Below are 26,391 nucleotides of genomic sequence, written 5' to 3'. Positions count from 1 at the left end.
CCCTGACTCCGCGCGAGCAGGCGCTGCTGACCGCGCTGATGTACCGCCATGGGCGCCCGGTCGCCAAGGGGCAGCTGTTCGAGCAGGTGTTCAACCTCGATGACGAGGTAGGGCTCGACAGCATCGATCTCTATATCCACCGGCTGCGCAAAAAGCTGGTGGGCAGCGGGGTGGTGATCACCACTTTGCGCGGGCTGGGCTATCTGCTGGAAGCGGTGCCGGAGGCCTCCCATTAGTCGCTCCCTGCTCCATCAACTGCTGCTGTTTCTGGGGGGCCCCTTGCTGATCCTCTGGGCTGCCTCGGCCTGGTACAGCTACTACGGCGCGCTGGCGGCGGCCACCTCGGCCTATGATCGCACCCTGCTCGCTTCGGCCCGTACCGTCGCCGAGCGGCTGACGGCAAGCGATGGCATCCTCAAGGTGGATGTGCCCTACGTGGTGCTCGACAGCTTCGAGCGCAACATGCGCGATCGCCTCTTCTATCAGGTGCGCGGCATCGACGATGGGGTCATCTCCGGCTTTGACGATCTGCCCCCCATGCCGGTTGGCACGCCCCTGACCGACCGCTATCCGGCGCTCGCTTACTTCTATGACGAAATTTATCAGGAGGCGCCAATTCGCGCCGTGATGCTGCTGCAACCGGTAGGCGAGGGGGGCGTCAACGGCATGGCCCGCATCACGGTGGCGGAAACCCTGCTCGGTCGCCAGCAGCTGGCGGAGCAACTGCTCTGGTCGGCCCTGCTGACCCAGGGGGCGCTGGTGGTGCTCACCCTGCTGCTCGCTTATCTGTTGCTCAAACGGCTGCTCACTCCGATGCGGCGCCTGTCGCGGGAGATCTTGCGCCGCGATGCCGCCAATCTTGCCCCCTTGCCGGATTTGCTCCCCTGGCAGGAGACCCGGCCGCTGGTGCAGGCGTTCAACCGCCAGCTGGCCCGATTGCGCCAGCTGGTGGCCCGGCAGGAGCGCTTTAGCGCCGATGCTGCCCATCAGCTGCGCACGCCGCTCACCATTTTGAAAACCCAAGTTGAGGTGGCGCGCGGCAGTGGCGATCCGGCCATGATGAGCGAAAGCCTCGATGCCATGGCCGTGCGGCTCGATCACACCATCGCCCTGACCGAGCGGCTTCTGCTGCTGGCCAGACTCAAATCAGACGAGTGCTCCGGGCTGCGCCAACGTGAGCCCATCGAGTTGACGGCGCTGGTGCAGCAGGCCTGTCTGTCACGGCTGGCGCAGGCCCGCAGCAAGGGGATCGATCTCGGTTACGAGGGGGAGGAGTCCGCCATCATGGTGGCGGGGGAGCCGCTGCTACTCGGGGAGCTGTGTGCCAACCTGCTCGACAACGCCATCAAATACACCCCACCCCACGGCACCGTGACGGCGCGGGTGGTGCGAAGCAACGGGCAGATCTGGCTGGAGGTAGAGGATAGCGGCCCCGGCATCGCCCCCGAGCTGGCGGAGCGGGTCTGGCAGCCGTTTCAGCGCCTCGAGCAGGGGAGCGAACAGCCGGGTGCGGGGCTTGGTCTGGCGCTGGTGCGCGATATCGCCCACTACCACCACGGCGAGGTGGTGTTGCTGCCGGCAACCCAGCTGGGGGGCTTGCTGGTGAGGCTGATCTTGCCGCTGGCAACATCGTGAGGGCGATAAAAAAAGAGAGGGCACCTCGCGGTGCCCTGTTTATCTACACATAGATGGCGTTGGGGGTCAGCTGCGGATCTTGTTGAAGACAAACAGGACGATAAGGGCACCCACGGTCGCCAGCGCGATGCTCGGGATATTGAAACCGGTCACCGAGCCCAGCCCCAGCAGGGTACCCACATAGCCGCCAACCATGGCACCGACAATCCCCAGCAGGGCAGTCATAAAGAAACCACCACCGTCGCGGCCTGGCATGATCCACTTCGCCAGAATACCCACCAACAGTCCCAATACGATCCAGGTGATAAAGCCCATGGATTAATCCTCTCTGTGTGTTTGAGCCCGCATTATAGGCAGGGATGCCGGGATGCGAAGGGCCAGACGGTGCTGGCTGGTCACAAGCTGTCGGACGGCGGCCGGCGCTGACCTCATCTATCCGGGCTGCGCAGTCCGGTTGTTAGCGGTTGAATGGCGGTATGTGAGCCGCCAAACAGGGGCGGGGATGGCCCACGTAAAGGCCAAGATGAGAAAAGCCCCGCGAGCGGGGCCGGGTTTGTGACGGGGTTGTGCCCTCACTTCTTGAGGTGTTTTCGGATCGCCTTGCCTGAGGTGCCGACTGCCTTGACCGCCCGCTTCAGCTGGACTTCGGTGCACTCGAACATTTTGATCCACTGTTTCATCTCATAGGGATCGTTGACATTGATCTTCTTGGCATCGAACGGGTGAGCGACCGCATTGCTGTCAGGCATACAAACCTCAACTTGTTGAAATAGCTGGCGAGAAAGACGTTTCTGCCTGAGCGCCATCATCCTCTCAATTGGCAAGGGGCAAGGTGACGGGGTTCACACAACCCGGGGACTGAAGGAGGAGTACAGGTTTGCTTTGCTGATCTGTGAGCGATCACCACTTATTCCACCCTCTTCACATCATCAACAACGGGGCCAGAGGCCGGATAAACAACAAGCGCCCTGCCGGGCGCTTGTTGTGGTTATCGCGATGACCCTATTCAGGGTGTTGGGCAGGCGCTTGGCGAGCCACTGTTGCGGGGCCAGAGGGTGGATCCGTCGCTTTCAGAGAGCGGCAGGAATGTGACGCCTTCGCTCATGTTGGCTGGGGGCAGGTCATCCTCCAGCACATACATCCCCATCGGCAGGCTGCCATAACGCTGGTTGGCCTGCACCTGAGCGACCGCGAGGCTGGAGTAACGCAGGCCAAGCAGATCGAAGTGATTGCGCCAGTCCCAACCGGTGAGCCGACTGAGTGCAACCAGCATAAAGTCATTGCCCGGTATGTCGCGCACCCGTTTACCGCCATAGACTGCATGCCCCGAGTAGGGGAACAGGCTAAAGCCGAGCCTATCCTTGCTGGCATTCCACTGCGCTTCACTGTCTGCTGCCGCGCCGAAGATCCGTGAATGCTGATAGAGCAGGGTGAAGATAGTGAAGCCATCGTTCAGCCGGGTGCCATCAGTCAGGATCATACGGTGGGCGCGTAATGCCATCTGGATATAAAACGCCATGCGATAGCCGTTGTGGACGGCGTAGGCATTGCTCTTCCAGGGGGCTTCGTAGCGACTCTCGCCGGTATCGAGTACCTGGCAGTTGGCCCCGAGCACGACGCGGTTGCCACTCCTGTCCCGTACCTGCGCCGCATCAGACATGAACACATAGAAGAGGTCCTTGTGATTCATGTGCCCATCCTTGATGGGCGCCGTGTTGCTATCCCTCAGATAATGGGCGCGCCACTTCACCACATAAGGGAAGATGTTGTTGGAGTTTTCCCCCGCCCGGCTGCCGTAGCCACTCCAGTTATCGGCATCGTCTGCCGCAGCGTACTGCACGTTCAACCGGTTGGTCTGCAGGTTGTGGCCCAGCTCGTGATTGTCGAGCCAGCCGGTCGGGCTGATGCTGCCGGAAGAGTCCCACGGGTTGCCACTGCAACCACTGCCGCAATGGGCATTCTGGTCATAGTTGGCATGCTGGATGATGGTGCGGGTATGAATCGACTCATCGAGACAACCCTCCCCCAGCAGTGCCACGCAGGCGTTTTTAACATCCGCAGGCAGCGACTCATCGAGCCCCTTGCCCTGAATTTTCAGGCCCGCCAGGGTGTAGACGCCATTGATGTGATCCCGGGCGATGCTGTCGAGCAGGGCATTGGTGTCGGGGATGACGCCACCCACCGCCTTGGTGAAGCGATCCCGGCGCAGATGCTGTTCGGCGCCATCGGCCCGCAGATCGATATGGGGCAGCTCGGTTTGTTCCAGCCGCTCGTTGAACTCTCGTATCTGCTGCTCATCACTGAAATCCATGATGGCCGGATGACGGGTGACGCCCGTGGCGCTCACCTGGACGGCCAGCGATGCTGCCCCCCCTTCCAGATAGAGGTAGATAGGGCCGCCATAAGGAGAGGTGAAGGTGACACTGCCCCCCTTGGCCAAGATCAGTCGTCCGGTGGTCAGCTCCAGCGGGGCTCGATAGATCTTCTGCTCATAGGCGCGATTGGTGTTGGGCCTGTGGTAGTTGAGTCGGACGGTAGCGGACACATCGGCGTTATCGGTGCGTCTCAGGGTGATGGTTTGTCCCGGCAGGGCATACCAGCCGGTGGTGGTCCACTGCCCGCTGTAGGGAACCGCAATGCGCCGACTGTCGGTGAGCGTCGCGGGATAGGCATAGTGGGCGGCCTCACCTTTCACCACTTTGCTGCGATCGGTGACGTACTCCCCCAGATCGGGCTGGGCCGGGGTACGGGTGCGGGCATAGCTCACCAGCCAGTCGGCAAACATCGCCTGCTGCCAGGATTGATGTTCATCCCAGGCAATGGGGTAGTCGATGGCGGCACGGTATTTGTCGGCCAGCAGCAGGGTGGCGGGCAACAGTGTCACGCCGTCACGGACAAAGGGACTGATCCCGGCCTTGTCGAGGGTGATGGCCGCATTTCTCAGCCAGTCGGCACCCAGCTTGAACTGCTGGTTGAAGCTCTCCGACCCACCGCAATTGATAAAGTTGCCGCCGCAGCTATCGAGCCACTGGGTCGTGAAGTTGCGATCCAGAAGGTTGCCAAGCAGGGTATCGACCGCCATCAGCTGGGCGTCGGGTGCCATGATGGTGTCCACTGCCAGATCGCTGGCTCTGAGTTTTGACCAGTAGTTGCCCCAGGTGACCAGCCCCATATCGAGATAGAGGGGGCTTAGCAGCGGGCTGGCATCGCGCCGATAGTTGGAGAGCAGCAGCGGGATCCCGGCCGCTTTGGCCTTGGCGATCGCCTCTGCGATACCTTGATACCCCAGCCCCTGGCGGTCGATATCGCTGATCACGATAAGCTCCGGCGCCATGGTGTCGATGCAGTCGCTCAGCGCCTGATAATCGCAGGTATTGGCCGGGTTGATGCTGTGTTTGTCGGGATAGATCGCCTTGAGCCAGTCCCGCACGCCTTCGTTATGGGGAAAATAGACGCTATCGGCGCGGCTTGGCATCTGGGCGGTGAGGATGCGCAGGCCATCGCTATCCTTGCCCCGGGTCAGCCAGCCAATCAGCCCCTTGAGCAGCGCCTCGCTCTGCGGGGTGCGGTCAACGGAAAACAGGTTCGCCCCCATGGCGGCCTGACGGTAATCGGCTTGCTCGGAGACCATCACCAGCCCCCGGATCTCGCTCTCCCCCTTGCCATTGATGTTGGAGGGGAGCAGGGTCACCGTGCTCTCCGGCTGGAAGCTGGAAAAGGTGATGGAGTCGTGGCTCGGGTTCCAGCTGATCTGTGCCATTCCCTGATAGAGGCTGCGAACCAGCTCGGTGCGGTGCGCCTCACTGTCGGCAATCGCCGCACGGGCATGGGCGATCAGGGATTGCTCGCTGGCAAGGGTATGATCTTCCCGGGCAATCGCATTGGCGGCATCGCTTATAAAGCGGGCCGAGATCTGACAATCGGCGCGCATGGGGGCTGTGGTGTAGGTATTACCCGTCAGGGTGCCCTCACACCCTGCGATCTGTGTCAGTACGAAGCCACTCTCGGGCTGTACGGTGAAACGACCCTGCTCACCGGCGTTCAGACGCAGGGCGTCGGGACTGAGTGCTCCCCCCTGAGAAGCTTGGGTGGTGGCGTTGAAATAGACGGCGGCACTCTCCTGCGTGAAGCTGGCCGAGATCTGGCAATCGCTGCGCATGGGGCCAGTGGTATAGGTGAGGCCGTCCAGGGTGCCATCACATCCGCTTATCTCGTTCAGGAGATAACCGCTGTCAGCCTGTACCGAGAAGCGCCCCTGTTCACCCGCCGCCAACCGTAGGCTGGTGGGGGTCAACTGTCCGCCCGCACTGCTCTGGCTGGATGCCTCGAAATAGTTGGGGGTGACAGGGGGGCGGATAGGGGTCTCTTCCTGTTCGCCATCACCGCCGCCACAGCCTGTGATCAACAGCGCCAGTAAGGGGGTGAGAACCGTCTTTTTCATTGTTTGATACGTTCCTTGTGTTACGACGGGTAGGGGAGTCGGTAGTCTAATGAGCTGTCTTGCTTATTTCAACGCTGACTGAATTGTCATTTTGCTTTATTTTCAGCATCTTGGATGTTTTTTTGGCCGGCTTTTGCCGTATGTGGTGTTGCTGGCGCAGCAGAACCGATAGGGATGGGGCGAGCACCCCATCAGCACAGGCCATACCAGCCTGAGCACACCGTAATGAGTCGGTTCACCGGGTTAACTGAGGATGATGGGCCGCAGGTTTTGCCTGCAACCCTCGCAGGGGGGATGTCAGACGGATGGGTGAGCGGCGGGGCCGATCGTTGCCAGCGCCCGCATTTCCAGCCGCTGCTCGCCGGGGCGGCAGACCAGCACCGAGCCTTGCTCGAACCAGTCTCCCAGCACGATGCGGCGGGCGGGGTGGCCATCGAGGGTGAAGTCGTGGATGGCGGGTCTGTGGGTGTGGCCGTGGATCATCATTCGGCAGTCGTGGGCGCGCAGGGTGTCGTCAACCGCCGCGGGCGTCACATCCATGATGATCTGGCTCTTGTGGGCATTCTCCATCTGGCTTTGGCCGCGCATCTTGCAGGCGATGGCCTGACGGCGGGCGAGCGGCAGTCGCAAAAAGAGCCAGCGCAGCCACTTGAGCTGGGTGATGCGGCGAAATTTCTGATACCCCTCATCCAGGGTACAGAGCAGATCGCCGTGGCTCAGCACTACCCGCTCCCCATAGAGGTCGATAACGCAAGGGTCACCCAGCAATGTCATCCCAGCGCGCTTGGCAAACTGCTGCCCCAGCAGAAAGTCACGGTTACCGTGGATAAAGTAGATGGGCACGTTCTGCTGGCTCAGGGCCAAGAAGGCATCGGCCATCTGTTTATGAAGCGGATTGGGGTCATCATCGCCAATCCAGAATTCGAAGAGATCCCCCAGCACATAGAGGGCATCGGCGCCGGGGGCGTCGTGCTCGAGAAAGCGCACCAGTGCCGCGGTCATATCGGGCCGCTGGGCAGAGAGGTGAATGTCACTGATAAAGAGGGTGCTCATGATGTGGGGGTCGGGCTCTTGGTCGAAACAGGGTAAACAGGGGTGGCAGAGATAGTAGAAACAACAAGGGACAAATAGTGCGCTGCAGGCGCCGCCGCGCCAGTTAAGGTATGGATATCGTCACGGGATGGCGGCTGCCATGACAGCTCGGCCAGATTGCATCCCTCCAGCGTCAGCAGCGCAGCATAAGGATCGCCAGCCAGCCCCAGCAACCGGCACATGGCTGCTTCCCCTTTCAATCCCTCTTCAAGGCGCAGGCGCAGCACTTCGCGGTAGAAGGCATCACCAAACCGCTCGAGCAACGCGGCCATCAGGGTGAGGTGGCGCCAGCCGTTCAGCGTCTCGATGGGGGCGGGGGTGACGTACAGCTCCAGCGGCCAGCTGGTGATGCGGTTATCACAACCGTTATCGGCACTACTCTCGGCAAAGTGCTGGTCGAGGTAGGAAAAGATGCGCTCCAGCAGCCAGACATTGTCGCCCTTGGCGCTCGCCTGCCAACCTTGGGCTGCAAAAGTAGCGGCAAATTCGGCGGGATCTGGATGCTGGCAGAGAATATCGAGATCGCTGCCCGGCCGATCGAGGCCGATGGCGAGCGTGCTCACCAGCGCCATATCGCTGCACTGCGTGGCCAGCTCATCCCACACACCGGCGGTGAGCAGGGCATGGGCCGAGCGCTGGCGCGGGTTGCCGTGGGCCAGATAGTCGAGGCGGCGCCAGTTTGGGCTGGCAGTGGGGGAGGCAGATGGAAAAACTGCGGCCGGGGCCGCAGTTTTGTCAGTGCCGAGTCGGCAGAGATCAGTCAGCAAGGGTCACCTTGGTGATCACCACGTCTTCTACCGGCACGTCCTGGTGGATGCGGCCGTAGTTACCGGTCTTGACGCCCTTGATCTTGTTGACCACGTCCATACCGGCGGTCACTTCACCGAATACGCAGTAGCCAAAGCCCTGAGTGGTGGCAGATTTGAAGTCGAGGAAGTCGTTGTTGTTCACGTTGATGAAGAACTGGGCACTGGCAGAGTGCGGCTCCATGGTGCGAGCCATGGCGATGGTGCCGATCTTGTTGGACAGACCATTGGCCGCTTCGTTCTTGATGGGGGCGCGGGTGTCTTTCTCTTCAAAGCCCGGGGCATAGCCGCCGCCCTGGATCATGAAGCCGTCGATGACGCGGTGGAAAATGGTGTTGTCGTAGTGACCGTCACGGCAGTATTGCAGGAAGTTGGCCACGGTTTCCGGGGCTTTTTCAGCGTTCAGGGTGAGGGTGATGTCGCCGTGATTGGTGTGCAGAGTGACCATGATATGTCCTTTCATTTGGTGCGGACGACGAAGTGCCCGCAGGTGTATGGCATAAAGTGGTGGCAATTCTAGCCCATCAGGGGCTGGCGGCATAGTCTCTCAGGCGCCGTAACCGTGCTGGCAGGCGGGATTGGCCCGCTTTTCTGCCTCGTTTTCTGCCCCTGAACGGGGTATCATGACCAACCATTTTACTCACAGGCAGTGGTTAGAAGATGCTGAAGATATACAACACACTCACTCGTCAAAAAGAAGAATTCAAACCTATCCACCCGGGCAAGGTGGGCATGTATGTGTGTGGTGTCACCATCTACGATCACTGTCATATCGGCCACGGCCGCACCTTCGTCGCCTTTGATGTAGTCGCTCGCTACCTGCGTTACGCCGGTTACGACCTCACCTACGTACGCAACATCACCGACGTGGATGACAAGATCATCAAGCGTGCCGCCGAGACCCAAGTGACCTGCGATGAGCTGACCGAGCGTCTGATTGGCGACATGCACGCCGACTTTGACGCCCTCGGCATGGTGCGCCCGGATATCGAACCGCGCGCCACCCAGCACATCGAAGAGATCATCGAGCTGGTGCAATCCCTGCTGGAAAAAGAGCACGCCTACGTGGCGGATAACGGCGATGTGATGTTTATCGTCGAATCCTATGCCGACTACGGCAAGCTCTCCGGCCAGGATCTGGAGCAGCTGCAAGCCGGTGCCCGCGTTGACGTGGTGGATGCCAAGCGCAACCCCTTGGACTTCGTGCTGTGGAAGATGTCGAAGCCCGGCGAGCCGACCTGGGAAAGCCCCTGGGGCCCGGGCCGTCCTGGCTGGCACATCGAGTGCTCCGCCATGAACTCCAAGCACCTTGGCAACCACTTCGACATCCACGGCGGTGGCTCCGATCTGCAGTTCCCGCACCACGAGAACGAGATCGCCCAGTCCTGCTGCGCCCACGGTGGCGACTACGTCAATACCTGGATGCACAGCGGCATGGTGATGGTGGATAAAGAGAAGATGTCCAAATCCCTTGGCAACTTCTTCACCATCCGCGACGTGCTGGCCCACTACGACGCCGAAACCGTCCGTTACTTCCTGATGTCTGGCCACTACCGCAGCCAGCTCAACTACTCGGAAGATAACCTGAAGCAAGCCCGCGCCGCGCTGGAACGCATGTACACCGCCCTGCGCGATCTGCCGGTGGCCGCGGCTGCCGGTGGTGACGAGCAGGTAGCGCGCTTCAAGGAAGCGATGGACGACGACTTCAACACCCCGGAAGCCTACTCCGCCCTGTTCGATCTGGTGCGGGAGATCAACCGCCAGAAGGGTGAAGACATGGCCGTTGCCGCCGCGCTGGGCGCCCGTCTGCGCGAGCTGGGCGCCGTGCTCGGCATCCTGCAGCAAGACCCCGAGGCTTTCTTGAAGGGTGACGAAGCGGACGAAGAGGTTGCCGAAATCGAGCGCCTGATCGCCGAGCGCAATCAGGCCCGTGCCGACAAGAACTGGGCTGCGGCGGATGCCGCCCGCAACCGTCTCACCGAGATGGGTATCGTGCTGGAAGACAGTGCCGGCAAGACCAGCTGGCGCCGTGCCTAAGGCCGGTGGGCCTTGTTGGTGTCTGGAGCCAACAGGTTGAGCCAATAAAAAAAACCGCAGCCCTGGGGCTGCGGTTTTTTTGTGGTCTGCCGAAGCCTTGGCATCCTTACGGTGACCAATGTTTTAAATGCTATGTTATATGCCTTTTTGCTTACGATATGAGGCATAACTTTTTAAACCGAACATAACAGTTAAAAATAGGAAAAGTAACGGAATAAAATAATACAGCCAATACAATTGTTCAAAAAAGACATTGATTGGCTTGCCAGATGAGCTTTGTTCTACGCTGGACATCCAGTTATATGTACGGTAGGTGAGATACGCAAGCAGAAGAGTAATAGCGACTCCAACTTGCCAAAAGTAGCCAGTAAGTTCCCATAATTGCTCTAACAGTTCTTCTAATATTGAATTTCTACGTCCCATGTAGATTTCTCCTTTGGCATATAACGCACTGTTACGGGGTGAGCAATGTAATAGAAAAACCGCCGCAAACAATCTTCATCACTTAAACCAACGCATAGTGAAAATGCTACGCGTTGGCTGTCCATCTTGAACACCTTGTTAAATTAACTCTCGCCCGTTTCTATGATTAAAATTCGTTTTGGATAATAACCAAGATCGTGATTGTAGAACTCACTTGGCATCTGTTTAGGGCTATCAAGGTGCCCCATTTCGCTGATCCATTCCCATGGATTACGATAAATTTTTGCTCTTACTCCAAATCTTTCAATATCATGCTCACCACTGTCCATGCTTTTACAGATAATTCGAGGGCACTGCGCCAAACAGCGGAGAGGAACCGTTTCAGGAAAGTCATGTATTTTTTGGAAAGTTCTACAACCTCTAGTCGATATAGCTTTTTTGACATTTGCTAGCGGTGTAACTGTACATCCTAACTTCGAGTGCTCTATAGGTAGCGGGCAATTCCAAGTCTTTGGATAATCTTTCTTTTCAAGATGATTATAAAAAACATACAGCGGTATTGCTTTATTAGCTCTTGCATAATCTTCAAGTACATCATGTTGATTTCTTGCTGTAATTCCAGATCCAACCTTATGATTTAAAGAGGAATAGCGAGAGGTTTTAAGATCAAGCTTTTTGGCTTGGACTGCATAACGAAGATATCCATCTTGCGCATTACCAATCCACCACTCCCAATCAGTTCCCATTTCTGCTTCTTTGTACTTTGGGGTTTGAATTATCTTTATCTCGGAGAGGTTTTGCGAAGCCAAATAAAGAAGAATGTTATCCGTTAGCGTCTCTTCTCCTTGTGTAATTCCGAGTTTATTAGAGTTATCCAAACGATTCCACACATCTTCGCAAACAACATTTAAATGATGCTTTAGCACAATACTCCCCCTGTTAATTTAACGCCTGATTAATGGGCTGCCAACACCACGGCAAAGCTTCCGTATAACGCAGTAATAAAAAAACCAACGCATAGTAAAAATGCCGCGTGTTGGCTGTCCCTCTTGAAGCGTTTGTTATGTGTCGCGGGTTACAATTAACTTAATCTTGAATTAATTGCATTAAACCACTCCAATACCTCCCCGTTAGTATCGACTTGCTCAAGAAGCTCTTTGCTCATAAAAGAAACTGCACGACTATTGAGTTTTTTCTTAACGTTACTTTCTTTATAAGGTGTGTGCTCTACTAGCAAATTAGGAATATCAGTTTGACCATCTATTTTTAGGTCAATTTCTAGTTGGAAAGCTTGTTTGATGGCATCGACATGCAAATAGTTTTCGGCTTCACGCTTGCTTGTCAGAAACGCTATTGAACCATCTCCTCGAGCATTAACTGTTTCGCATGCTTGTTGGTATCTAGGTGGCTCCTCAGTATCTCGGTCATAAATATGTATTTCAGGTTTACCAACATTTTTCAAATAGTGACGATTAACCCAGTCTTTTAGTGTTGAACCACCCAAGGGTAATAACACTACTCTTGGGTCACTATTTAAATCAGGCACCTTAGCCCCATCACGTAGTAATATGCGAGACATACCTTTAAAGAAGTTCACATCATTCGGTCCCTCAAGGCAAAGAAACACTTGGGCTCTACTGTCAGGCAGAACACCCAAGTCTTTTGCAATATATTCATATACCGAATCGTTATCTTGAGTTATTGCCAGGTCACCTGAAGCATTCCTGTGAATATGACGAATACTTTCTAGCGGTAGCTGACCCGCTAAAGCTGGAACATGAGTTGTTAGTATTACTTGGCAGTTTTCTAGGCTAGACAGTTCACTAAAAGCTTCTAAGAGCAATTTCTGATTACTAGGGTGCTGAGATGTTTCAGGTTCTTCAATAGCGTAAATAACACCTCGACCAGAGTTTTCCTGCTTGATGCGCTCAGCTTCAGCTTTGAAAAAACTAATAAGTATAAGTCTACGAACACCACTACCACGCTTATTAATATGAATTCCGTCATCACCAACCAAAGAGAGCTTGAAAATACTGTCCCATTTCGGCTCCGCTTTAAATTCAGGAGCTAATTGTTGTGCTAGATTTGGGTCAATATCATTTAGGTGGCTAATAGTATTTGTAGCAACAGCTAAGGCTTTTTCTTTAACTCGCTGTTTAATGTCATTTAGATCACTTTCCAGTTCATCTAGAGCATTTACTACAGCTGCTCTCATTGGGTCTTGAACTTCTGACTCTTCATCCGTACTTGGGCGATCAGCTCTAAACAATGCAAAATGTGGGAGATATGTTTGTATTTGTTCCCAAATCGCTTTACCGTCTTCCTTACTCAAGGAAACTAACTGGTTGGTTAGGCGCAAATCATCTTTCTCTTGATATATTGCTTGTCGCAGTGAAACGTTAGAGCGCCGATCTTCAACATTAATGGAAAGAGATTGTGCGATTGCTTTAAGTTCATCGTTTTTCTTTAGCAAGATACCTTTAACATCTCTTGCGGACGGATGGCGACAATAGGCGTGAATTGCTCCCGCTCCTTTACCTTTTGTATATATTTTGTGAAGCTCTAAATGACCATCTGAGTTTAGAAGATACTCATTGCTAAAAGTGGTCTGAGAGCTAGCGTCTAAAACTAAACTTTCTGGTACACCAGAAAATACGCAACCTATCTTCACATCATCATTTTCGGCTGCGTATACACATTTATCACTTATGTCATATTTACAAAGTTTGTGACCAAAAAAGACACCCAAAGCGTCAAGTACAGTAGTTTTTCCTACGTCATTTCGACCGATTAATGCTGTTAACTCATTAATCACGATCTCAGTCCTTTCTTGATAACCTCGATAGTTCTCAAGAATTAATTTTTCTAGCTTCATCTGATGTCCTTTTTAAAATATTTCGTCTAATTAGAATAGACACATAACAGTGATTAGATAGAAGGCGGCACTAGGCTGTGTTTTTAAAGTGGTTGAAAAATGGCCTTCCCCATTATTTGGGGCCCATTCTTCCAGTACCGTAGGGTGCAATGAACGAAGTGAATTGCCCCTCTATTCGACGCGGGTTTGCTTGCAGCGTCAGGCTTGGCGGATTGCGCCATGGGCTTCACCTGCAAGGGGATCGGTTAGCACGGACGATTACTCTGCACTAATCGACCCTACCGACCCTGCTGGCGAAGTCATGCCAACGGGGTTGGTGACCCCTCACCCGAACCCTCTCCCGCAGGGGGAGAGGGGCGGTTACCTTGGCGCAGGCGCGGGAGACCGGCTGGTCTCCGCTAAAGTGGCTACCGCCCCTGACTGTCGCTACCAGATTGCGCCGTTGACCATTGATCTCGGAAAAGGGGTCAACAGACGCCCGTCGCCATATTACGGAGCCAGAGTGGTCTTATCTATGGTTTTGATGAGATAACTATCAGAAAAGAGTGATTTTTTGAGCTGGCACAAACTTTTATTAATTAGCGATTAGTTGTTGGTTGTCGGGACTTGGAGCTGGCAGGGCGGTGGGGTGACGCCGCGAGGGGGACGCAATCGGTAAAGGAGGAGAGCGCAAACGGTAAAAAGCGAAGGGGCCCGCAGTGGGCCCCTTGTTATTGGCGTTCGACGCCGCTATTTGGCGGCGGGGGTAGGGAAGTATTTGCTGTGCAGCAGCGGGTATTCGCTGCTCGCCAGCACCTGGGTCAAGCCGGTCTGGAATTCCTTGACCAGTTCGTCGCTCACCGGATGGCTGAAGGCGAAGCAGAACTGCTCCGAGCTCAGCACCCACTGCTCCTTGAAGCGGGCGGGATCGAGTTTTTGTTCGACGATCAGCTGCTCCATGGTGGTCTTGTTGGTGGAGACCAGCTCGACCCGGCCTGAGGTGAGCATCTTGAGCGCCTGTGCCAGCCGGTTGGCGGCCATCAGTTTACTCTCGTCAAAGCCGTTGTTGAGCAGCAGTTGCTCCCCCACATCGGCTCGCACCGCCCCGATATTGAACGCCTTGGCATCGTCGAGCTTGGTTATGGTGATATTGCGATCGGCCAGCCCCACCAGCACGATCTCGGCATATCCGATGGGGCAGGCCCACTTGAACAGGGGATCCCGCGCCTGAGTGCGGGCGGTGGAGAAGAGCACCGCATTGGGCTTTTGGGTCAGCAGGTAGTAACCGCGCGCCCACGGCATGATGGTGATGGGCTGCGCCGGGGTATTGGTCTTTTTCCACACCAGTTGCAGCAGTTCGACCGCGAGGCCGGTGGGGGCACCGCTGGCATCGGCGTAGTTGTAGGGTTTGTACTCTTCGGTGATGTAGTGCAGTTTGCCGAGCTCAGGACTCGCCTGTGCGAGGGTGGCCAGCAGCGCCCCGGCCAATCCAATCCATGGTTTCATTTTTGCCATCCTGATCAAGGGAATATCTGCTCAAGTGTGACCAAGCTGGCCGATTTCGCCAAGGCGACGGAGCATGTTTGGCAAAAAAGCGCTTGCGCCCTATGTCGGCGGCGATCTGGGCGTTAGCGCAGCGGCAGGTATTTGGCTTGCAGGGCCGAGAAATCCGCTGAGGCGACGACCTGGGTCAGCGCCTGCTGAAAGAGGGCGACCTCGCTGTCGGGCACCTGACGGCTGAAGGCGTAGCAGAGCGGTCTGGCATCCAGCACGAAGGCGACATGAAAGTCATCCGGCTTGAAGCCAAGCTGCTGCAGGGTTTGATAGCCCGCCAGCTTGTTGGTCGCAAACAGATCGGCGCGACCTGAGGTGAGCATTTTGGCCGCCTGGGTGAGGCGATTGGCCAGCATCAGCTGGCGTTCATCGATACCGCGTTCGAGCAGCAGCTGTTTGGAGACGGTGGAGCGCACCACGCCGACCTTGTAGCGGCTGATCTCGGCCTCCGAGCTGAGGGTGATGTTGTCCACCTTGCGCCCCAGCAGCACAAACTCCGAGTGATCGATGGGGCAGGCCCACTTGAAGAGTGCCTCCCGCTGCGGGGTGCGGGCGGTGGCAAACAGCACCACATTGGGTTTTTGTTGCAGCAGGTTGTAGCCCCGGGCCCAGGGCATAATGCGGATGGGCTGGGGCGACACGCCGCGCGCTTTCCAGATAAGCTGCATCAGCTCCACCGACAATCCAGTCGGCATCCCTTGCTGGTCGCTGAAATTAAACGGGGGAGAGATTTCGCTCAGATACTCGAGCTTGCCCGGATCGGCCTGCGCGAAGGTGGCCCACAAGAGCAGTAGCAGATGAGGTAGGTGCCATGTCCGCACGGGAAAGATCCTTCACAATCAACTATGTAGCCCAGTTTGACTGCTTGCGTCGGGAATAGCTAGCCACCTCTATTGCATCTTTCATCAATAAAATGGGCAGCGAACTGCTGCCCATCGGGTGAGTGAGTGCTCAGCGCACCGGCAGGTATTTGGCCTGCAATTTGCGAAACTCCTCCGAGGCGAGGGCGCGGGTCAGGCCCTGCTGAAAGAGGGTGATCTCGCTGTCGGGCACCTGACGGCTGAAGGCGTAGCAGAGCTGCTCGGCGCTCAGCACCATGGCCACGTTGAAGTCGTCGCCATTGAGCTTCAGTTCGCGGATGGCGTCATATCCCGCCAGCTTGCTGGTGGCGAGCAGGTCGGCGCGGCCGGACAGCAACATCTTCAATCCTTGCGACAGGCGGTTGGCCGGGATGATGTTGTTGTCATCCATGCCGTTGTTGAGCAGCAGCTGCTCGGCGGCGTCCGAGCGCACCGCGCTGATCTTGTACTGACTCATCTGATCGAAGGCGGTCAGGGTGATGTTCTGCGCTTTGCGGCCCAGCAGAATGTACTCCGAGTAGCCGATGGGGCAGACCCACTTGAAGAGATCCTCCCGCGCCTGGGTGCGGGCGGTGGAGAAGAGCACCACATTGGGCTTCTGGGTTAGCAAGTAATAACCTCGGGCCCAGGGCAGGATGCGCACCGGCTGGGGCGTCACGTCGCTGTGTTGCCAGATCATCTGCAGCAGATCGACCGCAAGGCCGGTGGGCTGGCCTTGCGGATCGCTGAAGTTGTAGGGGGGGTACTCTTCGGTGAGGTACTCGAGCTTGCCCAGATCAGCCCGGGCCGTCGAGGCCCAGCAGAGCAGCAACAGATGACAGATCAGCCATATCCTCATTGGGAACATCCTTAGCGATCAACCTTCCCTTGAGTGTGACCATGAACAGAGTAAATAGCCACTCACTGCCGTTACCAGCGAGCGCGGGTCTGCCCGATGGGCTGGTAGGCCTCGTCCCGCAGCCCCACCAGCAGGGTCTTGCCATCCGCTTGCAGCCGGAACTCGCCGTAGCGGGCCGCTTCGTACTGCTGCCCCGTGCCCTCTTCAAAGAAGTAGGCATCGGGGCCGATCTGCCACTGCCGTTCGTTCTGGTGCACTTGCAATAGCCGCTCATCGCTGGCGAGCCGATCCGGTTTGCCATCGGCCACTAGACTAGCCACCTGATGGGCATCGAGGCGGATCACCAGGGTGTCGCTGCCCTTGTCTTGAGTCGCACGGGCGTCGCGGCTGGTCAGCTCGCGGGCAATTTCATAGTTGAGCCGCATGTAATCCCCCTGCATCAGGGAGCGGGGATCGACCGGAGCGAGCCGCAGCAGCACCACTTCGCCGCTGCTCATGGCGTACTCATAGCGCCAGACGGTGGCATTGATGCCTGCCAGGATGGCGAGGCCGCTCAGCAACAGGGCGAGTTGTCGGGTCACAGGTTTCATGAGTCGCTCCTTGCCGCAAAGGTGGTGAGCAGCTGGCGGGCCCCCAGCAGCAGGATGCCGGAGCCCAGCAGCAGCCAGGATTTGGTCATCAGGGTGAGCCCCAGATCGTAGTAATAGAGGGAGCCATAGCCGAGCAGCTGCAGGGCCGAGAGGGTCATCAGCCCCAGACTGCCGGCATAAAACCCGAGGATCAGCACCAGTGCACCTGCCCCCATGCCGGGGATGATGGCGCTGATCAGCACCAACGGCAGGCCAAACAGCAGAGGGAGCCTCAGCTTCACCATCACCGCCAACAGCAGGGCGGCGCAGAGCAGGGGATTGAGCCAGTGCGGCAGGCGCGATAGCCCCAGTTCGTCCAGCACGCTGCTGCCGCCGTCCCAGAGCGGGTGGTGCAGACGCCCCAGCACCAGCAGAGAGAGAGCCAGCCCCAGCGTGATGGAGTGGTAGAGCTGGTGGCGCTCTGGATCCCTATCTGCCCGCAGCCAGCAGAAGGTGATGGCCGCCATCACCAGCGGCAGGGCCAGCAGTTGCAGCCCGAGGCAGGCGAGGCCAAGGGTGAGCAGCAGGGCCGCCGCTACGCTGTGAAACAGCCGCACCAGCCAGTGATCGAACAGCACGGCGATGGTGAGCGAGAGCAGGGCAAGGCCGAACCAGAGCAGGGCGTGATGATAGTCAATCTGATCGATCAGGCCATAGAGCAGCCAGGCATCAGCCGCCAGGGTAAGGGCCAGCACGAACTGATCCCAGAGATCGCCGCTTTGGCTGCGATTGAGGGCGTAGGCCCCCGCCAGCAGCACAGCTCCCAGCAACAGGGCGCTGTTGGCCTCGCGGGTCAGCTGCTCGAAGGTGAGAAACAGGAAAAAGAGCAGGAACAGGGCAGCAATCCAGCCCACCAGCCCCAGCATAAAACGGCTCGACCAGTGAGGTTGGGTATCACGGGGCATCTCCCCTTCCACCAGATTGGCCTGTTGCAGCGTTTGCCAAAGGGTCAGATCACTCATGAGACCTCCGTTGTTGTTGCAGCCAGCGGGCGGCGGTGACAGAAAGGCCGATGGCAATCAGGCTCAGCAGCAAGAAGCCGTTGATGTCGGGCTCCATCCACTTGCCCAGCGCCGCGAGGATGACGGCAATCAGGCTGAGGCACCCCATGGCGAGTCCGGCGATAAATCTGTGGTGCCAAAGGGCATAGGCCGCAGCGAGCCAGCCAAGCCAGAGCGGCCACACCAGCGGGGAGGCGGCATCAAACAGCGCCAGCAGGGTGAGCAGGGAGGCCCCCAGACCTGCGGCCAGACCCGCCAGCCAGCTTGGCATCAGGCGCCAGCGGTTTGGTGCCAGCAGAAGCAGACCCCAGAGGGCGGCGTTGAGCAGGGTAAGGCACCAGCCCAAGCCCTCTTCATCGAAAGTAAAGAAGAACGTGAACAAACCGAGCCGCCAGTAGAGCACCAGCGCCATCTGGCCGAGCAGCCAGCTTAAGGTCCAGAGCAGGGGGCTTTGGCCAAATGCCGCCAGCGGCATCAGCATCAGCGCCCAGGTGGCGAACAGCTGCCAGGGATCGGCGCCGGTCTGGTAGGTCTGACCCACCAGCGCCAGCAGGGCGCCGATATTGAGGGCGATGGCGAGCAGCAGCGCCTGACGGGGGGGCTCCCCAAGGGGCTTGCGCCACAGCAGAAGCAGCATGGCGAGCAGCGGCGCCTCCAGCAGGGCGAGGCGGGAGACCCGGCCCAGCTCTTGCCAGTTGAAGGCGACGAAGAAGATGAGGCCAGCCCCGATACAGAGGGCGCCGAGCCAGAGCAGCAGCCGGTCAAACAGCCACTGCCAGCGCGCCGGATGGGGGGGAAGATCGGCGAGGGTCAGGGCGTCCGCCAGCTTCTCTGGCGCCAGCCGTCCCTGTTTGACCCATTCGAGAAGCGTCTCTCTTGATATGTTGTGCATGGGGGGACTCCACGAGGTTTGCCCCATTATGGCATGAGGCACCCGCAACCGTGCACTGCCCCTTGGCTCTACGGTTGGTGGTTGCGACAGCGGATTACGCAATAGACACAGCAGTAAACAAAAAGCCCTCCACAGGGGAGGGCTTGAGCAGCGGAAAAGGCGATCAGGCAAAGATCAGAGTGCTCACCCCAAGGCCGACGAAGAGGATGGCGCAGGCGATGCGGATCCCCTTGAGCGGCAGCTTGTCCGCCCCCAGCTTGCCGATCAGCACCACAGGCACGTTGGCCAGCATCATGCCGAGGGTGGTACCGGTAATGACCTGCACCAGCGAGTCATACTTGGCGGCCAGCAGCACGGTGGCAATCTGGGTCTTGTCGCCAATTTCGGCAATAAAGAAGAGTACGAAGGTGGCCATAAAGGGGCCGTATTTATCCAGCGGGCTCTCCTCGTCATCCATCTTGTCCGGCACCAAAATCCAGATAGCCATGGCGATAAAGGCGATGGCGACCAGCCAGGTCATTATCTTGGGATCGAGCCAGCGGCTGATGAACTCACCAATCCAGGCAGCGCCCGCATGGTTGAGCAAGGTAGCCGCCAGCATGCCGGCGATGATGGGCCAGGGCTTGCGAAAACGGCAGATGAGCAGCAACGCCAACAGCTGGGTTTTATCGCCGATCTCGGCAATAGCGACGCTGAGGGTTGAGGTTAACAAGGCTTCCATAAAAATGACCGGGGGACGGAATTGTTATAAACCAAAGACAAGCCTGCGCCATCCGTCCCCGGTATTGGCACTGGCCCGTCAAAGGTCTTGTCAAATCCATGGCTGGCATGGATCACCCTGACCATGGTGATTTGGCACCAAGTATGTTGATCAGGGTCGCAAACCGGTATTCATGCAATGAATGGCACCGGTGTGCGAGACTACTCCCCCTCGATGGGAGCGGGCATTCTAGTGAAAAACCGCATGAGTGACAAGGGGATCAGCCACCCACCAGCTTGACGCTGAAACCGGCTTTCTCCAGCTCGGTTTTGATCAGGTCCCGTTTATCCCCCTGGATCTCGATCACTCCCTCCTTGATACCGCCTCCGGTGCCGCACTTTTTCTTGAGCAGGGTGGCCAGGGATTTTTGCTGTTCGGCGGGTACGCCATGAATGGTGATCACCCCGGCACCCTTGCGCCCCTTGGTCTCGCGGCGAATGCGTACGGTGCCGTCGGTGGGGAAGGGGGAGGCGGATTGGGGAGCGCTCTGCTCCTTGATCATGCCGCCATCTGTGCTGTAAACGAGGCGGCTATTGTTGTCGTGACTCATGGCAATACTTTATCGGTTAGCTAAGCGGAGTTTGATTTTACTCAAATAAAAGTTGAAGACACAGCTTATAATGCCCCAAGTAAAAGCGAATTATTATTGTTTAACTTCAGGAGTCAGTCATGGTACTCACGCAGTTGTCGCCGGGACAGAGTGCTCGCATCAAGAATATGAATCAGCTCGCCCGGCCGCTGCGCCGCAAACTGATGGTGATGGGCCTGTTGCCCCAGACTGAAGTCATCTATCTGCGCTCCGCCCCCCTGGGGGACCCGCTCCAGATCCAGTGCCAGGGGATCTGTCTCTCCATGCAAAAGAGTCTGGCCCAGCAAATAGAAGTCGAGCCGGTATAACCCCCTGCTCGGCTGCCGCTCCCGTTTAGAAACGTCACCGGGAGCGGTTCAGAGACAAGAAGTCGAACCTGCAAAGCGGCTTGCCACACGCACGCGGCGGGTTCAGAAGAAAATAGAGGTAGAGCTGGTATGAATTATTCCCTGGTAACGGTAGGTAACCCCAATAGCGGCAAGACCTCCCTGTTCAACGCCCTGACCGGCGCCCGCCAGCAGGTAGGCAACTGGAGTGGTGTCACCGTCGACAAGAAGATGGGTGAGTTCAGCGCGGGTGAGCATCACTTCAAGCTGATGGATCTGCCCGGCATCTATAGCCTGGCCAGTCAGGATGGCAGTCTGGACGAGCAGATCGCCAGCCGCTTTGCCCAGGGCCAACAACCCGACCTGCTGCTCAACGTCATCGACGCCGCCAATCTGGAGCGCTCCCTCTACCTCACGCTGCAACTGCGCGAACTGGGCCTGCCCATGGTGGTAGTGCTCAACAAGATGGATATCCTGCAAAAGCGCCGCATCGTCATCGACGAGAGCAAGCTCGGCAAATCCCTCGGTTGCCCGGTGGTGGCCCTCTCTGCCCACAACAGCAAGCAGGTTGCCGCCTTCAAACAGCAGATCCGGCAGTTTATCGGTCAGCCGCAAGCCGCCTTGCAGCTCGATTATGGCCACGCGCTTGAAACCGATCTGGCGGAGCTGGAGACCCTGCTCGCCCCGCATCACCTCACTACCCGTGGCCGCGCCCTGCGCCTGCTGGAAGAGGATGCGGTGATGCAGGAGACCCTGCTGCCCGGTCAGCAGGCGGCCGCCGCCAATGTAGTGGCTCGCGCCCATCAGGGACAGGATATCGACCTGCAACTGGCGGATATTCGCTACGGCCATATCCACCAGTGGGTACAACAGGCTCGTCAGCAGAAGGGCAAGCTCACCGAGGCCCAGAGCGAGTGGCTGGATCGGGTGCTGCTCAATCGCTGGATTGGCATCCCCTTCTTCCTGTTTGTCATGTACCTGATGTTCCTGTTTGCCATCAACGTTGGCAGCGCCTTTATCGACTTCTTCGACATCATGGGCGGCGCCCTGTTTGTCGATGGGGTGCACCACCTGCTGGGGCTGGTCAATGCCCCCGAATGGCTGGGCGCCATTCTGGCTGATGGCTTTGGCGTCGGCTTGCAGACCGTGGCCACCTTTATTCCGGTGATTGGCTGCCTCTATCTGTTCCTCGCGGTGCTGGAGAGCTCCGGCTATCTGGCCCGTGCAGCCTTCGTGGTGGATGCTCTGATGCGCCGCCTCGGCCTGCCGGGCAAGGCGTTCGTGCCGATGCTGATGGGCTTTGGCTGTACCGTCCCCTCAGTGATGGCGACCCGTACCCTCAACTCCGAGCGGGAGCGGCTGATGACCTCCGCCATGGCCCCCTTCATGTCGTGTGGTGCCCGTCTGCCGGTTTACGCCCTGTTTGCGGTGGCTTTCTTCCCCGAGTCTGGCCAGAACTTGGTGTTCGGTCTCTACCTCATCGGCATTCTGGTGGCGGTGCTCACCGGCCTGTTGCTGCGCAGCACCCTGCTGCCGGGCAAGAGCGACTCCATGCTGATGGAGATGCCGGATTACGAGTGGCCGCGTCCGGTCAACGTTGCCATCAAGACCTGGCAAAAGCTCAAATCCTTCGTCTTTGGCGCAGGTAAAACCATCGTGCTGGTGGTTGCCGTGCTGAGCGTGCTCAATTCCCTGGGTACCGATGGCAGCTTTGGCCATCAGGAGCAGGAGAGCTCGGTCCTGAGCAAGATAAGCCAGGCGGTGACCCCGGTGCTGCACCCCATAGGTGTACGCGATGACAACTGGCAGGCCACGGTCGGTATCGTCACCGGTATCTTCGCCAAAGAGGCGGTGGTCGGTACCCTCAACAGCCTCTACGCCGGTGGTGGCGATGCAGAGGAGGAGAGTGAGTTCTCGCTGGTGGCCAGCTTCCACGAGGCGATCGATGCCGTGGCGGCCAATCTGGCGGAGATCAACCCGAGTGACCCCATGGGACTTGATGTTGGCAACCTCGACGACCAGAAAGCTGCCGCCGAGGCGCAGGAGGTGGATGTCTCCACCTACGGCAATATGCAGACCCACTTCGACGGGGCGGCCGGTGCCTTTGCCTACCTCTTGTTCGTGCTGCTCTACATGCCTTGCGCCGCCGCCATGGGCGCGCTGGTGCGGGAAACCGGTCGTCAGTGGGCGCTGATGACGGCGGTATGGTGCAACTATATGGCCTTTATGTGCGCGACCCTCTTCTATCAGGTTGCGACCTTTGCCGCTCATCCGGAGCAGAGCCTGTTCTGGATCGTCAGCTATGGCCTCTCTCTGGTGTTGCTCTGGTGGGCCGGTCGCCGTCACGGTGACATCGTCGCCCGCAAGGTGGTGACCTTATGATCCTGCGCGAGCTGGGGGATTACCTCGCCGCGCAGCAGAAGGTGAGCCGGCGTGATCTGGCTCGCCACTTCCACACCTCGGAAGATGCGGTGGAGGCCATGCTCGGCGTCTGGATGCGCAAGGGGCGGGTCATCAAGCGCGAGAGTCGGGTCTGTGGTGGCAGTTGCTGCGGCAAGAGCGAAGAGGTGATGTTCGAGTGGTGTGACGCGGGCCAGATTGGCATCAAGATCCGCTAAACGACTACCCAACCTCATTACCAAAGATCGAACAACAAAAAACGGCAGATCCTGCGCAAGGGTCTGCCGTTTTTATTGCTGAAAACAGGCGGGATCAGGCGCTCTGGCGAGCCTCGCTCAGCAGTGCCAGCGCCGGTTGGGCGTTGTCTGGCATCAGCCGGTAGGCCTTGTGATGTTTGACCAGGGTGGTCTTCTTGTTGCCCTGGCTCAGCAGCAGGCCGTGCTTGAAGGCCGCCTCGGCCAGCACCTGCTCATCACCGCGCACATAGAGGGTGAGGGGTTTGACAAGCTCACCGTCCTCGATATGGCCTTCATATTCGCTATGGCTTACCACCAGACTCGCTTGACCGCCCGATTGCAGGCGCAGCTTGGCGTTCACCTCGCTCTCGGTCAGCACCAGCCAGCCTGCCTGTTCCAGCTCAGCCAGCAGCGCCGCCAGCTTGGCTCCCAGTTGCTGCGGGTTGGTCATGGCACACTGGTATTGGAAGGCGATGCGCTCCAGCAATCCCTTGAGATCGGCGCCTGCTCCCAGGGTGCGGCCAAGCTGTACCCAATCTTTCAAATTTTCCATCACCAGACGGGAGAAGCGTTTCTCCTTGAGGGAGTCGGCCATCCAGGTACAGAGAAAGTGGCTCTCTTGCGCCGGGGTGCGCTTGCCCGCCTTTTGCTCGGCGGTGCGGGCCAGTTCGGCCAGACTCTGGGTGGCCATCTCGAACAGGGCCTGATTGTAGGTCGGAGAGGTCATAAGCAATCCTTGAGTTGACCACCAGGGGCCAACACCGATGACAGAGATAGCAAAGGCGCCAGTGGCGCCTTTGCGGTTCAATAGAGCAACAGCCCGCCTTATTTCGGCTGACGGGGCTTCTTGGCCGCGGCCAGACGCTTGAGGCGCTGACCCTGCAGCTTGGCTTCGGCCATCACCTGGGCCACGGCGTTATCTTCACGCTGCGGACGCTTGCCGAAGCGACGACGCTCCTGCAGCTGTTTGATTAGCTCGTCACGGCTGCTCACTTCGTAGCCCGGCACCATGATGCGGCGGATCTTCTGGCCGATCAGGGCCTCGATCTCCAGCAGGGTACGCTCCTCTTCACGGCTGACGAAGGAGATGGCCATGCCGCGCTTGCCGGCACGACCGGTACGGCCGATACGGTGCACGTAATCTTCCGCCAGGAACGGCAGATCGTAGTTGACCACGTACTCCAGATCCGGGATATCCAGACCACGGGCGGCCACTTCGGTGGCCACCAGTACCCGTACCTTGCCTTCCATGAATTCGCGCAGGGCGCGGCGACGGTTGCCCTGGGCCTTCTCGCCATGGACAACGGCGGACTTGATGCCGTCGAGGTTCAGCTCCTCGACCAGCACATCACAGCTCTCGCGGGTACTGGCGAACACCAGCACCTGCTGCCAGTTCTGCTTGCCAATCAGCTCTGAGAGCAGCTCGCGCTTGCGCTTCTGCTCGACCGGATAGACGGTGTGGCTGACGGTGTCGGCGGTGGAGTTCTGCTTGTTGACGCTGACGATCTGCGGGCGATCCAGCATCAGGTTGGCCAGCTTCTTCACCGCGTCGGAGAAGGTGGCGGAGAAGAGCAGGTTTTGACGGGTCTTGTTGACCGCTTGCAGGATCTTCTGCACATCGGCACTGAAGCCCATGTCGAGGATGCGATCTGCTTCATCCATCACCAGACACTCGACGCCAGAGAGGCTGAGGTTGCAGGCGGTGAGGTGCTCCAGCAGACGGCCCGGGGTGGCCACAATGATGTGAGCGCCCGCTTTGAGCTTCTTGGCCTGCACGTCCTGCTTGCCACCGCCGACGATGGTGATGGTGGTGATATCGAGATACTTGGCGAAGTCATTGATGTTGCTCGCCACCTGAGCCGCCAGCTCGCGGGTCGGGGTCAGGATCAGCACACGGGCGTTGGAAGGCTGGACCGGAGCCGGATTGTCTACCAGACGCTGCAAGATGGGCAGGGCGAAGGCGGCGGTCTTGCCGGTACCGGTCTGGGCGCTGGCCAGCACATCGCGGCCACGGCGAATGGCCGGGATCGCCTGTTGCTGCACAGGGGTCATCTCCTGATAACCGCAATCTGAGACAGCACGCAAAATCTCGGGGGCAAAATCGAACGATTCAAATCTCATAATGGGTTCCTGTGTTCCAGCTGGGCTGTGTTTGGCTTGGTTAGCTCGGCATGAGCGAGACGGAGGTTGTAACCACCGACGGCTGCGCCTGACATCAAGTCAGAGAGTGAGCCGGAAAATGGCGGGCGCGAAGTGTAACAGATAGACGTCACAAATTCTGCCTCAAATGGTTGTCCTTTTCTCATCCTTTGTGGTGTGAATGGCGGTTGAAAGCAATCATTTGACTCCCAAATGCCAAGCTTGGAGGTGTGGGCTAACGGTTTTGGGCAAGGACGAGAGGGATATCAATGGAACTGGAACAGTTAAAACGCCAGCTGGAGCAGCTTGGCGAGCGCAATGACAGCATGCAGCAGGCACGCCACCGCAAGCTGCTCAATATCACCCGCGACACGGGGGAGTTGCTGTCAGTGCTGGTGCAGACCCGTGGGGCGCAGGCGGTGCTGGAGATCGGCACCTCCAATGGTTACTCCACACTCTGGCTGGCAGAAGCGGTGCGTCGGCTGGAGGGGCACGTTACCACCATTGAGCTGGATGAGGATAAGCGCGTGCTGGCCCATGACAACTTTCAGAGGGCAGGGCTGGCCCCCTGGGTAACCTTGCTGGCAGGGGATGCAGGCGAGCTGTTACCGACCTTGCCGCAAGCCGGCTATCAGCTCATCTTCCTCGATTCGGATCGTCAGCACTACCGGGCATGGTGGCCGCAGATCCGCCGCCTGCTGGCACCCCGTGGCCTGCTGGTGGTCGACAACGCCATCTCCCATCGCAGCGAGATGGTGGAGTGGATGAACGAGGTCGGGCAGGATCCGGCCTTTGCCACCTCGCTGGTGCCGGTCGGTAAGGGGGAGTGGCTGGTGGTGCGTTTGTAGGGGGTAGCTACAAAAAATCAGCCCCGCATTG

The 26,391-nt window shown here is 58.2% G+C and carries 26 protein-coding genes; 7 read left to right on the top strand and 19 right to left on the bottom strand.

What is annotated here, in order from left to right:
- Together DBR30_RS22655 and DBR30_RS19950 are read left to right on the top strand one after the other, a co-directional pair.
- The coding region (locus tag DBR30_RS22655; RefSeq protein WP_258224520.1) for a winged helix-turn-helix domain-containing protein at positions 1–236 on the top strand (236 nt) is incomplete at its 5' end.
- 43 nt (positions 237–279) lie between these two features.
- On the top strand, positions 280–1,635 hold the full coding sequence (locus tag DBR30_RS19950; protein WP_108588494.1) for a sensor histidine kinase: 1,356 nt from the start codon (positions 280–282) through the stop codon (positions 1,633–1,635).
- Positions 1,636–1,701: 66 nt separating this feature from the next.
- Here DBR30_RS19950 and DBR30_RS19945 read toward each other — a convergent pair whose 3' ends face one another.
- The 6 genes from DBR30_RS19945 to DBR30_RS19920 all read right to left on the bottom strand — a co-directional run bounded on the left by DBR30_RS19945 (position 1,702) and on the right by DBR30_RS19920 (position 8,422).
- Positions 1,702–1,950 (bottom strand): GlsB/YeaQ/YmgE family stress response membrane protein, encoded by a 249-nt coding sequence (locus DBR30_RS19945; RefSeq protein WP_005359720.1) that lies wholly within the window; start codon positions 1,948–1,950, stop codon positions 1,702–1,704.
- A gap of 257 nt (positions 1,951–2,207) precedes the next feature.
- Positions 2,208–2,384 (bottom strand): DUF3606 domain-containing protein, encoded by a 177-nt coding sequence (locus tag DBR30_RS19940; RefSeq protein WP_019445078.1) that lies wholly within the window; start codon positions 2,382–2,384, stop codon positions 2,208–2,210.
- Between the two features lie 257 nt (positions 2,385–2,641).
- Positions 2,642–6,076 carry an ImpA family metalloprotease gene (locus tag DBR30_RS19935; protein ID WP_108539772.1) on the bottom strand — a complete coding sequence of 1,145 codons (3,435 nt, stop codon included), beginning with the start codon at positions 6,074–6,076 and terminating at the stop codon, positions 2,642–2,644.
- 297 nt (positions 6,077–6,373) lie between these two features.
- Positions 6,374–7,129 carry a UDP-2,3-diacylglucosamine diphosphatase gene (lpxH, locus tag DBR30_RS19930; RefSeq protein ID WP_108588493.1) on the bottom strand — a complete coding sequence of 252 codons (756 nt, stop codon included), beginning with the start codon at positions 7,127–7,129 and terminating at the stop codon, positions 6,374–6,376.
- Entirely contained in the window at positions 7,126–7,935 is an 810-nt protein-coding gene (locus DBR30_RS19925; RefSeq protein WP_108540248.1) for a DUF4269 domain-containing protein, read from the bottom strand. The genes lpxH and DBR30_RS19925 overlap by 4 nt, the downstream gene beginning before the upstream one ends.
- Positions 7,925–8,422: a peptidylprolyl isomerase gene (locus DBR30_RS19920; protein ID WP_005337417.1), complete on the bottom strand. Its 498-nt coding sequence runs from the start codon at positions 8,420–8,422 to the stop codon at positions 7,925–7,927. The genes DBR30_RS19925 and DBR30_RS19920 overlap by 11 nt, the downstream gene beginning before the upstream one ends.
- Positions 8,423–8,634: 212 nt before the next feature.
- On the opposite strand from DBR30_RS19920, the gene cysS reads away from it, so the two are divergent.
- Positions 8,635–10,011: a cysteine--tRNA ligase gene (gene cysS, locus DBR30_RS19915; protein WP_041208491.1), complete on the top strand. Its 1,377-nt coding sequence runs from the start codon at positions 8,635–8,637 to the stop codon at positions 10,009–10,011.
- 135 nt (positions 10,012–10,146) lie between these two features.
- Here the strand turns inward: cysS and DBR30_RS19910 are convergent, their stop codons facing one another.
- The 11 genes from DBR30_RS19910 to DBR30_RS19855 form a co-directional block, all read right to left on the bottom strand.
- Positions 10,147–10,434, bottom strand: coding sequence for a hypothetical protein (locus DBR30_RS19910; protein ID WP_108540251.1), 288 nt, complete (start codon positions 10,432–10,434; stop codon positions 10,147–10,149).
- A 143-nt stretch (positions 10,435–10,577) separates the two neighbouring features.
- Complete coding sequence (locus tag DBR30_RS21415) at positions 10,578–11,360, bottom strand: DUF6615 family protein (protein ID WP_219927583.1); 783 nt, start codon at positions 11,358–11,360, stop codon at positions 10,578–10,580.
- A gap of 155 nt (positions 11,361–11,515) precedes the next feature.
- Positions 11,516–13,309: an ATP-binding protein gene (locus DBR30_RS19895; protein ID WP_108540253.1), complete on the bottom strand. Its 1,794-nt coding sequence runs from the start codon at positions 13,307–13,309 to the stop codon at positions 11,516–11,518.
- Between the two features lie 729 nt (positions 13,310–14,038).
- Entirely contained in the window at positions 14,039–14,794 is a 756-nt protein-coding gene (locus tag DBR30_RS19890) for a substrate-binding periplasmic protein (RefSeq protein WP_108540256.1), read from the bottom strand.
- Between the two features lie 122 nt (positions 14,795–14,916).
- Positions 14,917–15,663 (bottom strand): substrate-binding periplasmic protein, encoded by a 747-nt coding sequence (locus DBR30_RS19885; RefSeq protein ID WP_108540258.1) that lies wholly within the window; start codon positions 15,661–15,663, stop codon positions 14,917–14,919.
- 130 nt (positions 15,664–15,793) lie between these two features.
- Entirely contained in the window at positions 15,794–16,540 is a 747-nt protein-coding gene (locus tag DBR30_RS19880; RefSeq protein ID WP_108540261.1) for a substrate-binding periplasmic protein, read from the bottom strand.
- Positions 16,541–16,611: 71 nt separating this feature from the next.
- Positions 16,612–17,130, bottom strand: a complete 519-nt coding sequence (locus tag DBR30_RS19875) for a GDYXXLXY domain-containing protein (RefSeq protein WP_108540264.1) — start codon at positions 17,128–17,130, stop codon at positions 16,612–16,614.
- Entirely contained in the window at positions 17,127–18,131 is a 1,005-nt protein-coding gene (locus DBR30_RS19870; protein WP_108540266.1) for a DUF4401 domain-containing protein, read from the bottom strand. Before DBR30_RS19870 ends, DBR30_RS19875 begins: the two co-directional genes overlap by 4 nt.
- Positions 18,124–19,062 carry a DUF2157 domain-containing protein gene (locus DBR30_RS19865; protein WP_108540269.1) on the bottom strand — a complete coding sequence of 313 codons (939 nt, stop codon included), beginning with the start codon at positions 19,060–19,062 and terminating at the stop codon, positions 18,124–18,126. The genes DBR30_RS19870 and DBR30_RS19865 overlap by 8 nt, the downstream gene beginning before the upstream one ends.
- Before the next feature lie 163 nt (positions 19,063–19,225).
- Positions 19,226–19,783: a TMEM165/GDT1 family protein gene (locus DBR30_RS19860; RefSeq protein ID WP_005346773.1), complete on the bottom strand. Its 558-nt coding sequence runs from the start codon at positions 19,781–19,783 to the stop codon at positions 19,226–19,228.
- Between the two features lie 259 nt (positions 19,784–20,042).
- Positions 20,043–20,372, bottom strand: coding sequence for a translation initiation factor (locus DBR30_RS19855; protein WP_005350971.1), 330 nt, complete (start codon positions 20,370–20,372; stop codon positions 20,043–20,045).
- Positions 20,373–20,491: 119 nt separating this feature from the next.
- Here DBR30_RS19855 and DBR30_RS19850 point away from each other — a divergent pair, with 119 nt between their 5' ends.
- From DBR30_RS19850 to DBR30_RS19840, 3 genes are all read left to right on the top strand, one after another.
- A complete protein-coding gene (locus DBR30_RS19850) occupies positions 20,492–20,719 on the top strand; it encodes a FeoA family protein (protein WP_005337384.1) in 228 nt (75 codons plus the stop codon).
- Positions 20,720–20,848: 129 nt separating this feature from the next.
- On the top strand, positions 20,849–23,119 hold the full coding sequence (gene feoB, locus DBR30_RS19845) for a Fe(2+) transporter permease subunit FeoB (protein ID WP_108540272.1): 2,271 nt from the start codon (positions 20,849–20,851) through the stop codon (positions 23,117–23,119).
- Complete coding sequence (locus tag DBR30_RS19840; protein WP_005350974.1) at positions 23,116–23,355, top strand: FeoC-like transcriptional regulator; 240 nt, start codon at positions 23,116–23,118, stop codon at positions 23,353–23,355. The genes feoB and DBR30_RS19840 overlap by 4 nt, the downstream gene beginning before the upstream one ends.
- Positions 23,356–23,449: 94 nt before the next feature.
- Here the strand turns inward: DBR30_RS19840 and DBR30_RS19835 are convergent, their stop codons facing one another.
- Together DBR30_RS19835 and DBR30_RS19830 are read right to left on the bottom strand one after the other, a co-directional pair.
- Positions 23,450–24,100 (bottom strand): DUF2913 family protein, encoded by a 651-nt coding sequence (locus DBR30_RS19835; RefSeq protein ID WP_108540275.1) that lies wholly within the window; start codon positions 24,098–24,100, stop codon positions 23,450–23,452.
- A 98-nt stretch (positions 24,101–24,198) separates the two neighbouring features.
- Complete coding sequence (locus DBR30_RS19830; protein WP_005337380.1) at positions 24,199–25,494, bottom strand: DEAD/DEAH box helicase; 1,296 nt, start codon at positions 25,492–25,494, stop codon at positions 24,199–24,201.
- 287 nt (positions 25,495–25,781) lie between these two features.
- On the opposite strand from DBR30_RS19830, the gene DBR30_RS19825 reads away from it, so the two are divergent.
- The gene (locus DBR30_RS19825) at positions 25,782–26,360 is read left to right on the top strand and encodes an O-methyltransferase (RefSeq protein ID WP_108540278.1); all 579 of its coding nucleotides are present in this window, start codon (positions 25,782–25,784) and stop codon (positions 26,358–26,360) included.
- Positions 26,361–26,391 lie beyond the last annotated feature (31 nt).

The organism is Aeromonas sp. HMWF017 (assembly GCF_003061465.1).
In the GTDB taxonomy this organism is placed as follows: domain Bacteria; phylum Pseudomonadota; class Gammaproteobacteria; order Enterobacterales; family Aeromonadaceae; genus Aeromonas; species Aeromonas veronii.
The sequence above is the reverse complement of the archived record's forward strand: the minus strand, read 5'-3'. Positions and strand labels throughout refer to the sequence as shown.

Excerpts from the sequence above, each read along its gene's own strand:
- feoB (WP_108540272.1), top strand. The coding sequence starts at position 20,849 with ATGAATTATTCCCTGGTAACGGTAGGTAACCCCAATAGCGGCAAGACC.
- DBR30_RS19825 (WP_108540278.1), top strand. The coding sequence starts at position 25,782 with ATGGAACTGGAACAGTTAAAACGCCAGCTGGAGCAGCTTGGCGAGCGC.
- DBR30_RS19910 (WP_108540251.1), bottom strand. The coding sequence starts at position 10,434 with ATGGGACGTAGAAATTCAATATTAGAAGAACTGTTAGAGCAATTATGG.
- DBR30_RS19920 (WP_005337417.1), bottom strand. The coding sequence starts at position 8,422 with ATGGTCACTCTGCACACCAATCACGGCGACATCACCCTCACCCTGAAC.
- lpxH (WP_108588493.1), bottom strand. The coding sequence starts at position 7,129 with ATGAGCACCCTCTTTATCAGTGACATTCACCTCTCTGCCCAGCGGCCC.
- DBR30_RS19935 (WP_108539772.1), bottom strand. The coding sequence starts at position 6,076 with ATGAAAAAGACGGTTCTCACCCCCTTACTGGCGCTGTTGATCACAGGC.
- DBR30_RS19880 (WP_108540261.1), bottom strand. The coding sequence starts at position 16,540 with ATGAGGATATGGCTGATCTGTCATCTGTTGCTGCTCTGCTGGGCCTCG.
- DBR30_RS19855 (WP_005350971.1), bottom strand. The coding sequence starts at position 20,372 with ATGAGTCACGACAACAATAGCCGCCTCGTTTACAGCACAGATGGCGGC.
- cysS (WP_041208491.1), top strand. The coding sequence starts at position 8,635 with ATGCTGAAGATATACAACACACTCACTCGTCAAAAAGAAGAATTCAAA.
- DBR30_RS19890 (WP_108540256.1), bottom strand. The coding sequence starts at position 14,794 with ATGAAACCATGGATTGGATTGGCCGGGGCGCTGCTGGCCACCCTCGCA.
- DBR30_RS19860 (WP_005346773.1), bottom strand. The coding sequence starts at position 19,783 with ATGGAAGCCTTGTTAACCTCAACCCTCAGCGTCGCTATTGCCGAGATC.
- DBR30_RS19895 (WP_108540253.1), bottom strand. The coding sequence starts at position 13,309 with ATGAAGCTAGAAAAATTAATTCTTGAGAACTATCGAGGTTATCAAGAA.
- DBR30_RS19850 (WP_005337384.1), top strand. The coding sequence starts at position 20,492 with ATGGTACTCACGCAGTTGTCGCCGGGACAGAGTGCTCGCATCAAGAAT.
- DBR30_RS19940 (WP_019445078.1), bottom strand. The coding sequence starts at position 2,384 with ATGCCTGACAGCAATGCGGTCGCTCACCCGTTCGATGCCAAGAAGATC.
- DBR30_RS19865 (WP_108540269.1), bottom strand. The coding sequence starts at position 19,062 with ATGCACAACATATCAAGAGAGACGCTTCTCGAATGGGTCAAACAGGGA.
- DBR30_RS19830 (WP_005337380.1), bottom strand. The coding sequence starts at position 25,494 with ATGAGATTTGAATCGTTCGATTTTGCCCCCGAGATTTTGCGTGCTGTC.
- DBR30_RS19840 (WP_005350974.1), top strand. The coding sequence starts at position 23,116 with ATGATCCTGCGCGAGCTGGGGGATTACCTCGCCGCGCAGCAGAAGGTG.
- DBR30_RS19870 (WP_108540266.1), bottom strand. The coding sequence starts at position 18,131 with ATGAGTGATCTGACCCTTTGGCAAACGCTGCAACAGGCCAATCTGGTG.
- DBR30_RS19835 (WP_108540275.1), bottom strand. The coding sequence starts at position 24,100 with ATGACCTCTCCGACCTACAATCAGGCCCTGTTCGAGATGGCCACCCAG.
- DBR30_RS19875 (WP_108540264.1), bottom strand. The coding sequence starts at position 17,130 with ATGAAACCTGTGACCCGACAACTCGCCCTGTTGCTGAGCGGCCTCGCC.
- DBR30_RS19945 (WP_005359720.1), bottom strand. The coding sequence starts at position 1,950 with ATGGGCTTTATCACCTGGATCGTATTGGGACTGTTGGTGGGTATTCTG.